General features: G+C 73.6%; 10 protein-coding genes. 2 read left to right on the top strand and 8 right to left on the bottom strand.

Going from position 1 to position 14,209, the window contains the following annotated elements; translation table 11 throughout:
- The first annotated feature begins 20 nt into the window (after window positions 1-20).
- The gene (locus tag J421_RS10130; RefSeq protein ID WP_025411067.1) at window positions 21-1,697 is read left to right on the top strand and encodes an amidohydrolase; all 1,677 of its coding nucleotides are present in this window, start codon (window positions 21-23) and stop codon (window positions 1,695-1,697) included.
- Window positions 1,698-1,715: 18 nt separating this feature from the next.
- On the opposite strand, the gene J421_RS10125 is transcribed toward J421_RS10130, so the two are convergent.
- The 5 genes from J421_RS10125 to J421_RS10105 form a co-directional block, all read right to left on the bottom strand.
- Window positions 1,716-2,420: a hypothetical protein gene (locus J421_RS10125; RefSeq protein WP_025411066.1), complete on the bottom strand. Its 705-nt coding sequence runs from the start codon at window positions 2,418-2,420 to the stop codon at window positions 1,716-1,718.
- Window positions 2,421-2,443: 23 nt separating this feature from the next.
- On the bottom strand, window positions 2,444-2,932 hold the full coding sequence (locus tag J421_RS10120; protein ID WP_025411065.1) for a hypothetical protein: 489 nt from the start codon (window positions 2,930-2,932) through the stop codon (window positions 2,444-2,446).
- A 173-nt stretch (window positions 2,933-3,105) separates the two neighbouring features.
- Window positions 3,106-3,762: a PAQR family membrane homeostasis protein TrhA gene (trhA, locus tag J421_RS10115; RefSeq protein ID WP_025411064.1), complete on the bottom strand. Its 657-nt coding sequence runs from the start codon at window positions 3,760-3,762 to the stop codon at window positions 3,106-3,108.
- 66 nt (window positions 3,763-3,828) lie between these two features.
- Entirely contained in the window at window positions 3,829-4,455 is a 627-nt protein-coding gene (locus tag J421_RS10110) for a hypothetical protein (RefSeq protein ID WP_025411063.1), read from the bottom strand.
- An 81-nt stretch (window positions 4,456-4,536) separates the two neighbouring features.
- Window positions 4,537-6,120, bottom strand: coding sequence for a glycoside hydrolase family 10-like protein (locus J421_RS10105; protein ID WP_025411062.1), 1,584 nt, complete (start codon window positions 6,118-6,120; stop codon window positions 4,537-4,539).
- Between the two features lie 156 nt (window positions 6,121-6,276).
- On the opposite strand from J421_RS10105, the gene J421_RS10100 reads away from it, so the two are divergent.
- Entirely contained in the window at window positions 6,277-6,645 is a 369-nt protein-coding gene (locus J421_RS10100; RefSeq protein WP_025411061.1) for a four helix bundle protein, read from the top strand.
- A 62-nt stretch (window positions 6,646-6,707) separates the two neighbouring features.
- On the opposite strand, the gene J421_RS10090 is transcribed toward J421_RS10100, so the two are convergent.
- The 3 genes from J421_RS10090 to J421_RS10080 are packed head-to-tail and all read right to left on the bottom strand — an operon-like array spanning window position 6,708 to window position 14,045.
- Window positions 6,708-9,122 (bottom strand): ADOP family duplicated permease, encoded by a 2,415-nt coding sequence (locus tag J421_RS10090; RefSeq protein ID WP_158508731.1) that lies wholly within the window; start codon window positions 9,120-9,122, stop codon window positions 6,708-6,710.
- Between the two features lie 22 nt (window positions 9,123-9,144).
- Entirely contained in the window at window positions 9,145-11,583 is a 2,439-nt protein-coding gene (locus tag J421_RS10085) for an ADOP family duplicated permease (RefSeq protein WP_158508729.1), read from the bottom strand.
- Between the two features lie 8 nt (window positions 11,584-11,591).
- Complete coding sequence (locus tag J421_RS10080) at window positions 11,592-14,045, bottom strand: ADOP family duplicated permease (RefSeq protein ID WP_025411058.1); 2,454 nt, start codon at window positions 14,043-14,045, stop codon at window positions 11,592-11,594.
- Window positions 14,046-14,209 lie beyond the last annotated feature (164 nt).

Here is a 14,209-nt window from a genome sequence, read left to right as displayed (position 1 = left end):
CCTGCCCCTTCCCCGATCCCATGCGACGCCTCTCCCTCGCCCTACTCGGCGCGGCCACCGTCGGCGCCACGCCGCTCGCCGCCCAGGATTCCACCACCGCCGGCGGCGGCCGCCGCGGCAACGCGGTGCCGAACACGCGCGTCGACACGACGAACCAGGCCCGCCGCGACGCGCTGAAGGCGCAGGCGGTGAAGGCCGTGGACTCGATGGCGACGTTCACGCAGCAGATGGTCGACCAGATCTTCAGCTACGGCGAGCTGGGGATGCAGGAGACCGAGACATCGAAGTATCTCGTCGGCATCCTGCGGAAGAACGGCTTCACCGTGCAGGAGAACGTCGCCGGCATGCCGACCGGCTGGGTGGCGCGGTGGGGATCGGGCAAGCCGGTGATCGCGTTAGGCAGCGACATCGACGGCATCCCGCAGGCGTCGCAGAAGCCGGGCGTGGGCTACCGCGACCCGATGATCGAGGGCGCGCCGGGGCACGGCGAGGGACACAACAGCGGCAACCCGCTGAACGTGACCGCGGCGCTCGCGGTGAAGAAGATCATGGAGCGCGACCACATCCCCGGCACGATCGTGCTGTTCCCCGGCGTGGCCGAGGAGCTCATGGCGGGCAAGGCGTTCTACGTGCGCGCCGGGATCTTCAAGGACGTCGACGCGGTGCTGTTCTCGCACGTCGACAACAACCTCGGCGTGTCGTACGGCCAGGGCGCGCAGAACGCGCTGCTGTCGGCGGAGTTCAAGTTCCGCGGCACGAGCGCGCACGCGGCGGGGAACCCGCAGCGCGGACGGAGCGCGCTGGACGCGGTGATGCTCATGGGGCAGGCGTGGGAGTTCCATCGCGAGCACATGGGGATCGCGCAGCGGTCGCACTACGTCATCCGCGACGGCGGCGACCAACCGAACGTGGTCCCGTCGACGGCGTCGATCTGGTTCTACTTCCGGAACATCGACTATCCGACGACGATGGAGATGTTCGAGGCCGCGAAGCGGATGGCGCAGGGCGCGGCGCTCATGACGGACACGAAGGTCGACACGATCCGCATCCTCGGCTCCGGCTGGTCGGGACACTTCAACAAGCCGATCGCCGAGGCGATGGCGTCGAACATGTCGACGGTCGGACTGCCGACGTGGGACGCGAAGGACCAGGCGCTCGCCCGCGGCATCCAGAAGGAGCTCGGCGTCCGCACGGAGGGGCTCGCGACGCGGCTGCAGGGACTCGGCGGCGGCGTCGACGAGCGGCAGCGTACCGGCGGCGGCTCGGACGACATCGGCGACGTCGCGTGGAACGTCCCCACGGTGACGCTGCGCTACCCGGCGAACATCCCGGGGCTGCCGGGGCACAACTGGGCGAACGCGATCGCGATGGCGACGCCGATCGCGCACAAGGGAACGACGGCAGGCGCGAAGGTCCAGGCGATGACGATGATCGACCTGCTGCTGTCGCGCACGCTGGTGAGCGACGCGATGCACTACTTCACGGACGTCCAGACGAAGGACGTGAAGTACAAGCCGTTCATCAGCGCCACGGACCAGCCGCCGATCGAGCTGAATCGCGAGGTCATGGCGCGGTACCGGGATCAGATGCGGAAGCTGTACTACGATCCGACGAAGTACCGGACGTACCTGGAGCAGTTAGGCATCAAGTATCCCACGGTGCGCGCGGACACGACGAAGGCCGCCATCGTGCCCTGACGCATCCGAGGGACGCGGTCAGTCGGTGGCCTCGACGTGCCACTCCTCGGGGCTCTCGGGGTGGTTCACGAGCGGCCGATGCAGGCCGAACTTCGCCAGGTAGGCGTCGATGTCGCCGGCCTTCGCCGCCGTGAGCTTGGCGGTGAGCGTGGTGAGGTCGCTGCTGTTCAGATCCGCGGCGGCCTCCTCCAGGTGCTTCGAGCGGCCCGCGCCACACTTGCACGGCTCGCCGCAGGGCGACATGCCGGAGGACACCATGGCGGTGCCGCTGTTGCCGATCTTCGCCGCGACGAGCAGCGCCTTCACGTTCTCGAGCGTCTTGGCCTTGTCGGGCTCCTGACCGGCCTTCCAGCCCTTGGGATCGCGCACCGGAGTGCCGTTCGACTTCGTGCGCAGGAAGTCCGACCACAGCACCCCACCTTCCCACACGACGGACGCGTCCTGCAGGTGGGTCCACGAGATCGTGCGCTCGCCCTTGTCGACGTTCGCCGGCTGCGTGGACGTGTACTTGTTGTACGCGAACATGTGGGCGACGTGGTGCTTCTGCTGCCACGCCGCTGTGCGACCGGAGTCCTTGTGCACGGTCACGGCGTAGGTCGCGAGCGCGTCGGCCTGGAACGCGGCGAGTCGATCGAGAAAGCTCTTGCCCTTCGGGTCGAACGCCGGCGTCGCCGCGGCGGTCGGGGTGAGTGACGGCGTAGGACTCGTGGTCGGCGCGGTCATGAGGCCTCCTCGACGAATGGCTGTCAGTTGACGTAGAACGCGGCCACTTTGCGTGTTCGCGGATTCATCCCCGTCATCGCCGTGTGCTCGACGTCGCCCTCGCCGCGCAGGAAGACGACGAGCGTCAGCGCGGACCAGCGGGGGTCGGCGCTCGCCAGCTCGCGCGCGAACAGCGCGGACTTCGACGGCGGGTGCTCCACCGCCGTGGGCTGCCGCACGTGGACGCGACCGGCGAGGTCGGTGAAGAACCGGCGGCGTGCCTCGGTGCCCGCGACCACGGTGTCGAGGGGCGGGCCGAGCGTGAAGCCGACGCCGTCGCTGGCCGTCCGCCACTGCTGCTCGCGAAAGAGCAGCGTGTCCGCCGAGAGCTGGAGCAGCGCGTCGACGTCCCGCGCGTTCACGGCGGCGATGAATCGCTCGGCCTGCGCCCGCGGATCGGACGGCTGCAGCGTCTCGCGCGGCTCGCGGGTCCCGCGACAGGCGAAGGCTGCGCCGAGCAGGAGCAGGGGCACGGCACGAGCGAGTCGGCGATGCACGCTTCCGCGATGCGCTCTCATGGTGTCCTCCGTCGACCGACGGCGCCGCACGCACCATGGCGCACACGCGCGCCATGGGCACCCGATGATACGTCGTCTCCGGAAAGCAGGCCAGAAGAGCGAGCGACCCGCGGGACGCTCGGCCCGATTCACCCCGTCGGCCACGCGTGTCGCAGCACGGCGACAAAGTGGCACGCGCTCCCCGCCGCGACGCACAGGTGCCACACCGCGTGCCCGTAGCGCCACCGGCAGTCGCGCGCGTAGAACACGACGCCGAGCGTGTACGCGAGCCCGCCCGCGGCGAGCCACGCGAAGCCGACGACGCCGATCGCCGCGACGATCGGCCGGATGGCGAACACCACGATCCAGCCCATGCCGAGGTAGAGCGTCAGCGACACGCGCTCGTACTCCGGCCGGCAGCCGACCCAGAGCTTCATCGCGACGCCGACGAGCGCGATGCTCCAGACGACGACGAGCAGCGTCCAGCCGACCGTACCGCGCAGGGCGCCGAGCGCGAACGGGGTCCACGTGCCGGCGATGAACAGGAAGATCGCCGCGTGGTCGAGCACCCGGAGCGCGTGCTTGAGGCGCGGAACGGTGACCGCGTGGTAGAGCGTCGACGCGAGGTAGCAGAGGACGAGCGTCGCGCCGAACACGACGGCGCTGAGCCGGTGCAGCGGATCGCCGCGGGCCGACGCGGCGACGAGCAGCGCTGGGAACGCGGCGACACTCGCGACGAGCCCCACGCCATGCGTGAGGCTGTTCGCGACCTCTTCGGCGAGCGACTGCGGTCGGGCTTCTGACATCGGCGGCGGCGACGGGACGCGTACGAGAGATCCACGTACCGTGCCACCCGCCATCGCGGGGCGGGGCTAGCGGCTCTCCCGCCGCGCTCGGCGCACGGCGACGAGGCCCACCAGGCCGACCGCGGCGAGCGCCGCCGGCGGAGGCTCGGGGGTCGTCACGGCCGGCGCCGAGTCGAGCACCTCCCAGTAGATGCTGTTCGGGTTGAGGGACGGGCTGGAGAGGACGAAGTACTTCGCGCCCGCGCCGGCGAACGTGAGCGACAGCGTCTTGCCCTGCCAGAAGCTCCTGGGATACGGCGTGTCCCAGACGCCGAGCGACGCGTCGGACGGGTCGAACGCGGCGATCCGCGCCGGCGTATCGTCATCGCCCCCGGCGTCGCCGAACGCGAACGTGATGCTGCCGACGGGCCGGAGGAACGTGAAGACCAACGGCACGAAGGCCAGCCCCGGCCTGACCCCCTGGACGAGACCGGTGACCGCCTGCGTGCCAAGAAGCGCCATGCCCGGGAAGGCGACGTTCACCAATCCGTTAGGCGCCCCCGGCGTGACGGTGAGCGTCTGCGCCCCCGAGGTGACCGTCAGCGACGGGGCATAGAGCCCGTTGGGACCGTAGTCGTCCTCGAAGCCGAACGCCTGCGCGGCGGCGACGGACGGCGCGAGGGTCACGGCGAGGACGAGCAGCGAACGGCGCATGGCTCCACTCCCGACTGCGGCGACGACGACCGGTTCCCACGTCTCACGGGAAAGCTCCGTGCCATGGCCGCCGCCGCGGGCTCAACGTCCGACGAGCGCCGCCTCCCCGAGCACGCCGGTGCGCGACACACCCCACACCGCGACCCCGTCGGCCCCGCCCCGCCTAACGAGCGACCGCGCCCCGCCCCATGCCCGCTCGGCCGGCGTCCACGCACCGTTCACGCGCCACGACACCGCCCACCAGCGCGACGGCTCGCCGCCGGCGGGCGCGACGCGGGCAACGACCGCGGCCGCGCCGTCGACCGTCGTGTCGGCGATCGTGGCGACCGTCGGCCGGCCGGGCGCACCGCCGCCGAGCCACGGCATGGGCGGCACGAGCGCGGGCGCGGTGAACAGCGAGTCGCGCACGCGCTGCCCCATCGCCCCGCCCGCGCGCACGAGCACCGACGAGCCGTTGTAGAACACGACGCCGCTCGCGTGGCGTGACGCACGTGCGCGCGTCTCACGCACCTGACGCAGGATCTCGTCGGGCCGGTAGCTGAACGTAGCCGAGTCGGCGATGCGCGGCAGCGTCGCGGAGTCGGGTCGGAGCGCGGTCGTGTCGACGCGGTACGACGCGAGCCCCGGCCACACGGGACGGCCTAACGGATTCTGCTCGGGCTGCGTCCACCAGTCGAGCAGCGCGGTGAAGCTCTGCGCCGGCGGATCGATCGCCCAGTAGAGCTGCGGCACGAAGTAGTCGAGCCACCCGCGCTGCAGCCACACGCGTGAGTCGGCGTAGATCGACTCCACGGGGTCGAGGCCCTTGATCTGCGCGGGCGTGCCCGGTCGCCAGATGCCGAACGGCGAGATGCCGACCTTCACCCACGGCTTCACGCGGTGCACCTCGGCGTACATCCGCTCGACGAACCGGTTCACGTTGTCGCGGCGCCAGTCGGCCCGCGACAGGTTGCGCGGGTTGTGCGCGGCCCACGTCGCGCTGTCGGGAAAGTCGATCGCCTTGCGCGTCGAGTCGTACTGCGGGTACGGGTAGAAGAAGTCGTCGATGTGCACGCCGTCCACGTCGTAGCGCCTAACGACGTCGGTCATCGCGGCGAGCGTGCGCTCGGGGACGGCGGGGTCGCCCGGATCCATCCACAGCGCGCCGCCGTAGACCCGCACGAGGTCGCGGTTCGTGCGGAAGACGTGATTCGCGGGGAGCGCGAGCGAGTCGCGCGCGCTGCCGGCGCGGTACGGGTTGAACCACGCGTGCAGCTCGAGGCCGCGCGCGTGCGCCTCGTCGATCGCGAACGCGAGCGGATCCCATCCTGGGTCAGTGCCCGGCGTACCGGTGAGCAGCCCGGCCCACGGCTCCAGTCGCGAGGTGTACAGCGCATCGGCGCCGGAGCGCACCTGCAGGATGACCGCGTTCATGCCGTCGGCGGCCGCGCGGTCGAGCAGCGTGCGCAGCTCGGTCTTCTGGCGCGCGCTGTCGCCGCGCGACGCGACGCTCGGCCAGTCGATGTTCGAGACGGTCGCGATCCACACGCCGCGCATCTCGGCGCTCGGCGGTGTGGGCGCGCCGGACGTCGCGGCGCCGGACGTGGGCGCGCCGGGCGCGGTCGTGGCGCGGGGGGCGCAGGCGGCGAGCGCGAGGAGGACGAGAAGAAGAGAGCGAGAACGCACTTCGGGACTCGGGACTCGGGACTCGGGACTCGGGACTCGGGACTCGGGACTCGGGACTCGGGCGTTGAATTCGACCATCCCGCAACGGAACGGTGCATTGACCCTCCGCGCGTCCGGTAGCGTGCGGTGCAAGTACCGTCCCGCACCGACCGTCTCATGGGCTTCGGCGATTTCCGCGACCTCGAGGTATGGCAGCGAGCCATGGAGCAGCAGCGTGTCAGCTTCGTGGTCGCCCGACGACTCCCTCACGAGGAGCAGTACGGCCTTGCCGCTCAGATCCGGAGCGCTGCCAATTCCGTCGTCGCGAACATCGTGGAGGGCTACGCTTCGCCGACCCGCGCCAACTATCGGCGATACATCGGCACCTCCAGGTCTTCCAATCGCGAGCTGCAGGGCCACCTGCTCACGACGATCTCGGTCGGCTACCTGGGCGAGGGCGATCTGCGCGAGCTGCTCGTGTTGAACCAGCGCGTCGGGCAGATGCTGACGAAGCTCTACGATCGCCTCGGCCCGCGTCGCGAATAATCCCGAGTCCCGAGTCCCGAGTCCCGAGTCCCGAGTCCCGAGTCCCGAGTCCCGAGTCCCGACTACTCCGCTCGCAGCGCCCGCGCCGGATCCACCCGTGTCGCGCTCCGGGCCGGCACGAACGCCGCGACGAGCGCCACCGCGAGCAGCAGCGCACACGCGCCTAACAGCGCGAGCGGGTCGGTGGGGGTCACCTCGTAGAGCTGCGAGGCGAGCAGCCGCGTGCCGACGAGCGCACCGGCCAGCCCCGCGACCGCCCCCACGCCGGCCACGGCGAGCGCGCGCCGCAGCACGTCGCCGCGCACGCGCGACGGCGTGGCGCCGAGCGTCATGCGCACGCCGATCTCGCGCGTCTGCTCGCGCACCGCGGACGCCATCACGCCGTAGAGGCCGATCGCGGCGAGCAGCAGGGCGACGACGCCGAAGCCGGACAGCAGCACCGTGCTGAGACGCGGCTGCGCCAGCGGACCCGCGAGGTAGTCGTCCATCGTCTGCGCGCGCCAGAGGTCGATCCGTGGGTCGACGTCGTGCAGCAGGCGGCGAACGGACGGCAGCACGAGCGCGAGGTCGCGGTCGGTGCGGATGGCGAACAGCCCTTGCCAGTAGCCCTGCCGCCACGGGTAGTAGATGACCATTGCCGGGTCGCGCAGGCTGCGCAGCCGCGTGTCGGCGGCGACGCCGATGATAGTCACCGCGCTCGTGTCGCCGGGCGCGCGCAGGCGGCGGCCGATCGGGTCGCCGTCGCCCCAGAAGCGGCGCGCGAGCGACTCGCTCACCACGGCCACCGGCGGCGCGTTCTCGACGTCGGTCGCACTGAAGCCACGCCCGCGGATCAGCGGGGTGCCCAACGTCGCGAAGTAGTGCGGACCGCCGATCTCCCACGACATCATCGCCGAGACCGCGAGCGGGTCGGGCGCGTCGGCGGGCGCGAGGCGAACGTTGAACACGTTCGTGCCCACGAACGGCGGTACGACGACCGGCGTCGCGGCGACGACGCCCGGCAGCGCCTCGAGGCGCGCGAGGAGCTGCTCGCCGAGCGTGACCCAGTCGACGATGGTGCCGCCGGGCGTGACCTTGGGTGGCCCCGGCTGCGGCACCGGGGTGGCGAGCGTGAGCACCGCGAGGTGCGTGGGCGTGTAGCCTAACGGCTGCCGCTCGAGTCGACGCAGGCTGCGCGCGAGGAGCCCGGCACCGGCGAGCGTGACGAGCGCGAGCGCCACCTGTACCGCGACGAGCGCGTGTCGCACGCGGCGCCGGCCGATCGACTCGCGCCCCGAGCGCGCGTCGTGCCGGAGCAGGGCCGCGAGCGCGCCACGCGTGGCGACGAGCGCGGGCGCGACGCCGAACAGCAGCACGGCGAGCGCGGTGACGCCGGCGGCGATCGCCACGGGCGCGCCGGCGAGCGAGACGACGTCGACGCGCGGCAGCTTCGCGGGCGCGACCGCGACGAGCGCGCGCAGGAGCACCGTGGCGCACGCGAGGCCGAGCGCGCCGCCGACGACGCCCAGCAGCGCGCTCTCGACGACGAGCATGCGCGCGACGGCGCCCGGGCCGGCGCCCAACGCGCGCCGCACCGCCAGCTCGCGCGCGCGGCCGGTGGCGCGCAGGAGCAGCAGGTTGCCGACGTTGACGCACGCGATCGCGAGCAGCAGCGCGACGGCCGCGGTGAGCGCCGCGAGCATCGGCCGCGCGTCGCCGCCGATCGCATCCACGAGCAGCGGCGCCTCGGCGCGCACGGGGGCGAAGCGCACCGGATGCTTCTCGTCGACCCGGCGCGAGAACGCGAGGTACTCGGCGCGCGCCGCCGCCGGCGTGGCGCCGGGCGCGAGGCGCGCGACGACGCTCAGCAGCGAGCGAGCGAAGCCACCGAGCGGCATCCAGTAGTCGGTGCCTAACGGATAGTCGAGCCCCGCCGGCGCGACACCGACGATCGTGTACCACGTCTGCTGGTACGGCTCGCGCAGCTTGCGGCCGACGACGCGCGGGTCGCCGCCGAAATCGCGCCGCCATGCGGCGTAGCTCAGCACGAGGACCGGCGGCGCACCCTTCACGTGGTCCTCGGGGCGCAGCAGGCGGCCGAGCGTGGGGCGCGCGCCGAGGACGTCGAAGAACGGGCCGGCGACCACGCTGCGGTTGAGCACCAGCGCGCGGTCGCCGTCGCGCAGCGGCGTCTCGTTGGAGCCCCAGTGCGCGAAGCCGCCCACGCCGCGCATGGTGCGCGAGTCGCGGCCGAGCTGCTCGAGCTCCTCGGGCCACAGCGCGAGCTCGACGCCGGCCTTGTCGTACGTGCGCGGCGCGACGAGGCGGTCCTGGTCCCGCACCGGGAGCGGCCGGCGCAGCACCGCGTCGTACACGGTGACCATCGCGCTCGCCATGCCGATGCCCAACGCGAGCACGACGAGGACGGCGGCGGTGAACGCGGGCGCGCGGCGAAGGCCACGGAGCGCGAGGCGGACGTCCTGCAGCACGTGCGACACGATTGGCCTTCCGGGTAGGGGTTCAGTCCGCGCGCAGCGTGCGCGCGGGATCGACGCGCGTCGCCGCGCGCGCGGGCACGAGCGCGGCCACGAGCGCGACGGCGAGCAGCGCGCCGCACGCGCCGCCGAGGGCGAGCGGATCCGTCGCGCTCACGTCGAAGAGCAGCGCCGCGAGCAGGCGCGACGCGACAAGCGTGATCGCGAGCCCGACCGCCGCGCCCGAGCCCACGACGATCGCCGCCCGCCGCAGCACCGCCAGGCGCACGCGACCCGGCGCGGCGCCCAACGCCATGCGGATGCCGAACTCCCGCGTCCGATCGCGCACGAGCGCCGCCATCGCGCCGAACAGGCCGACGCCCGACAGCAGCAGCGCGACGGCACTGAAGCTCGACGTCAGCAGCGCACCGAGCCGCGGCTCGGCGAGCGGCTCGGCGAGGATCTCGTCCATCGTCTGGCGGCTCCACAGCTCGACGTCGGGGTCGACCTCGCGGCCGGCCGCGCGGAGCGCGGGCACCAAGGCCGACAGGCTCGTGGCGCTGCGGATCGCGATCGAACCCTGCCAGTAGCCCTGGAGCGACGGGAAGAACACGGTCGGCGAGACCTCGCGCAGCGTGCGCAGCCGCGTGTCGTGCGCGACACCGACCACCGTCCGCCACCCGTCGCCGCCGGCGATGCCTCCGGCGTTCGCGCCCGGGATGCGCACCCGCTTGCCTAACGGATCCCGCCCCGGCCAGAGTCGGCGCGCGACCGACTCGCTCACGATCACGACGAGCGGCGACGCCGCGTCGTCGCGCGCCGTGAACGCCCGGCCGCGCACGAGCCGCACGCCGAACGTCCTGAAGAACTCGGGCCCGCCCATCTCCACGGGGAACAGCGGGTTCTCCGCCACCGCGGCCGGCGCCTGTCCCTCCACCTCGAAGCGGACCTGCCACACGCCGTTGCCGAGCATCGGGGGCGCGACGATCGGTGTCGCCGCCGTGACGCCGGGGATCGCGCGCACGCGGCGCGCGAGGCGGTCGCCCAGCGCGATCAGCTCGGGCACCGAGTCTTGCTTGTGCGCGTTCCACGAGTACCAGAGCACCGAGAGGTGATCGCTCGCGAAGCCCGTGTCCTGCCACTCGAGCCGCGCGAGGCTCCGCGCGAGCAGCGCGGCGCCGCCCGACATCACCATCGCGAGCGCCATCTGCGACGCGACGAGCGCGTGGCGCAGTGCGCGCCGCCGCGCCGTCTCGTGGCCGGCGCGCGCGTCGAGGCGGAGCGGCGCCGCGACGTGCCCGCGCGCGACGAGCAGCGCGGGCGCGACGCCGAACACGAGCACCGCGAGCGTCGCGATCGCCGTCGCGACGCCCACCGGCGCGCCCGCGAGCCGCACCTCGTCGAGGCGCGGGAGCTGGACCGGCGCGTACCGGACGAGCGTGCGGAGCGCGGTGGCCGCCACGAGCAGCCCGAGCGCGCCCCCGGCCGCGGCGATCGCGAGCGCCTCGACGACGAGCGGCCGCGCGAGGTCGCCGAACCCCGCGCCTAACGCGCGCCGGACCACCAGCTCGCGTGCGCGCGTCGCCGCCCGCAGCAGCAGCAGGTTGCCGACGTTCAGGCAGGCGATGGCGAGCAGCAGCCCGACCGCTGCGGTGAGCACCTGGAGCACCGGGCGCGCGCTGCCGAGCACCGTGTCGGCGAACGTCGCGGCATGCGCGCCGCGGAGGTTGAGCTGCGGCGTGAGGCGCTTCTCGATCGCGAGGTACTCGTCGCGCGCGGCGGCGACCGTGGCGCCGGGCGCGAGCCGCGCGACGGCGAACGCGGAGACGCTCGACTGCCACCCCGACCACATCGGGATCCAGTAGTCCACGCCCGCCGGGTAGGCGAGTCCCGCCGGCGCGACACCGACGATCGTGTAGTCGGTGCCGAGCAGCGGCTCGACGAGGTGACGGCCGATCACCGACGAGTCGCCGCCAAACCTCTCGCGCCACGCGCGATACCCGAGCACCATCGCCCGCGACGCGCGCGTGTCGCCCGGTGACGACGCGTCGGCCTCGTCGTCGCTCGGCCGCAGCAGGCGGCCGAGCGCGGGGCGCGCGCCGAGCACGTCGAAGAAGTTGCCCGTCACCATGCCGCGACTCAGCTCGACCGACCGATCGCCGTAGACGAACGGCGAGGGCGTCGCCGGCCAGTGCGCGATCGCGGCGATCCGCCGCATGGTCCGCGACTCGCGGCGCACGACCGACAGCTCCTTGGTGCCCGTGACCACGTCCGTGTGCGGGTCCGCCACGTACGTCCACATGACCACCACGCGGTCCTGGTCGACGACGGGCAGTCGGCGCACGAGCACCGTGCGGAACACGCTGAACATCGCGACGGACATGCCGACGCCGAGCGCGAGAATGACGACCGCCGTGACGAAGACGCCGGGCGTGCGCCGGAAGCCGCGCAGCGCGAGCCGCGCGTCCTGCGCGAGCGTGGGCATCGCCGCGCTCATTCGGACCGCAGCACGTCCGCCGGATCCGCGCGCGCCGCGCGCCACGCCGGCACGGCGGCCGCCGCGAGACAGACGCCGAGCAGCACGACGGCCGCGCCGCCTAACGAGAGCGGGTCCGCCGGCGACACGCCGTGCAGCGTCGCCGCGAGCAGCCGCCCGCCGGCGACCGCGCCGAACAGCCCCACGGCCGCCCCGACGAGCACCACGCGGAATCCCTCACCGAGCACCAGCGCCCCGAGCGCGCGCGGCGTGGCGCCGAGCGCGGAGCGCACGCCGAGCTCGCGGCGACGCTGCGCGACCGCGCCGGCGACGACGCCGTAGAGTCCGGCCACCGTGAGCACCACCGTGACGAGCGCGTACGACGCGAGCACCGCCGTGAGCAGTCGCGGTCGCGCGAGGGGTGCGGCGACGAGGCGACGCATCGTCCCCGTCTCGCTCACGAGGATCGCCGTCGAGACCTCGCGTGCCGCGCGCCGCACCGCGCCGAGCGCGAGCGACGGATCGAGCGCCGTGCGCACCGCGAGGTAGTTCGGCGGCTGCGCGAACTGGCGGTACGGGAAGAACAGCGACGGCCGCGGATCGAAGTAGTCGCGGTAGCGCGTGTCGCCGACGACGCCGACGACCGTGAGCAGCGACCCGCCGGCGCCCATGTGCACGCGCTTGCCGACCGCGTCCTCGTTCGGCCACAGCAGCCGCGCCCCGCGCGCGCTCAACACGATCACGCTCGGCGCGCCCTCGCGATCGGCGTCCGTGAGGAAGCGGCCGCGCAGCAGCGGCACGCCCGTGACCTTCAGGTAGTCGGCGCTCGTCGACTCCATGTTGAGGTACACGCCGCGCGCGGAATCGTTAGGCGCGGCGCCCTCGGGCACGAGCTGGCCGTCCCATCCACCCGTGCCCGAGAACGGCGGCGCGACCACCGGCGCGACCGCGACGACACCGGGCGTGCCGCGAAGCCGCTCGGCCACCGCGGCGAGCGCATCGAGCCACCGCGTGTTGCCGTCGTCGCCGTCGAAGTCCCCCGCCCCGACCGACGGCAGCAATTGCACGATCGCGAGACGGTCGGCGGCAGGGATGCCGAGATCGAGCGCGGCGAGGTTCGCGAGGCTCCGGCCGACGAGCAGCGCGCCCGCGAGCACCACGAGCGCGAGCGTGACCTGCGTGCCGATGAGCGCGCGGCGCGCGCGCGTGTCCGCGTGTCGGCCCACCGCGCCGCGCGCGCCGCCCAACGTGTCCGCGGGTGCGACGCGCGACGCAGCGACCGCCGGCGCGACGCCCACGAGCAGCACCACGACCGCGGTGACCGCGCCGGCGGCGACGAGCACCGACCAGTCCACGCCGACGTCCGCGATGCGCGGCAGCTCGGCCGGCGCGAGCGCCACGAACGCCCGCACCGCGCCGGCGGCGACGATCGCGCCCAACGCGCCGCCGGCCGTGGCGAGCAGCGCGTGCTCGGCGAGCAGCTGTCCGATCAGCCGCGCGCGGCCGGCGCCGATCGCGGCGCGCACGGCGAGCTCGCGCCGGCGTCGCGCGGCGCGGACGAGCACGAGCCCCGCGACGTTGCCACACGTCACGAGCAGCACGATCGCCGCCGCGGCCGCGAGCGCCGTGAACGCGGGGCGCGCGTCGCCGGCGACGAGCGTCGGCAGCGTGCGCACCGAGGCGCGCGCGGTCCCGAACAGCGATGCGGCCCGTCCGGTCTTGCCGTGATAGAACCGCGTGAGCGCGTCGCGCAGCTGCTCGGGCGACGTGCCGGGCGCGAGCCGCGCGACGACGTCGACGTCGAACGGCGACTTCTCGAGCGAGCCGTTCACCGCGGCGGTCGGCGCCATCGCCGTCCAGAACTGCACGCCGCGCGGTTCGTCGAGCCCCGGCGGCATGACGCCGACGATCGTGTAGTCGGCGTTCCACACCACCGCGTGCAGCGTGCGGCCGATGACGCGCGGATCGCCGCCGAACTGGGTGCGCCACGCGGCGTGACTCAGCACCATCACACGCGGCGCGCCGATCACGTCGTCCTCCGGGCGCAGCGCGCGGCCGAGCACCGGGCGCGCGCCCAGCACGCGGAACAGGTTGCCGCTCGCGATGCTGCCGCGCAGCCGCAGCGGCGCGTCGGCGCTGCCGACCGCACGGAACGGCCATGGCCACGCGCCGTTGTAGTCGACGCCCGCGACCTCCGCCCGGCCGCGCACGGTGGCCGCGAACCTCGGCAGGTCGGTGAGGCTGAGCGGCAGGTGGCTCAACGTGCCCGCGGCGTCGCTCCCCCAGAGCACCACGACCCGCTCCGCGTCGCGCACCGGAAGGCCCGCGAACGCCACCGCGCGCGCGATCACCGCGGTACCCGCCGCGAGCCCGATCCCCAGGCCGAGCGTGAGCGTCACCGCGAGCGTGAAGACGGGCACGCGCCCGAGTGCGCGGAGCGCCTGGCGCGGGTCGTTCCAGAGCTGCGACATGTGCGCCCTCCGGCGACCCGGCGGGCCGGATCGCAGTTACCAGGGGGGCCTCCCCCCCCTTCGCCCAGGGTTGTGCCGCCGCGCGTGCGAGCCGGTACCATTCGAGCGCGCGACCGCGCATCCTGACGCACGTGCCGCGCCGGGCGCACGTCGTCCGCGTCGTA

It is taken from the genome of Gemmatirosa kalamazoonensis, assembly GCF_000522985.1.
GTDB lineage: Bacteria > Gemmatimonadota > Gemmatimonadetes > Gemmatimonadales > Gemmatimonadaceae > Gemmatirosa > Gemmatirosa kalamazoonensis.
The sequence above is the reverse complement of the archived record's forward strand: the minus strand, read 5'-3'. Positions and strand labels throughout refer to the sequence as shown.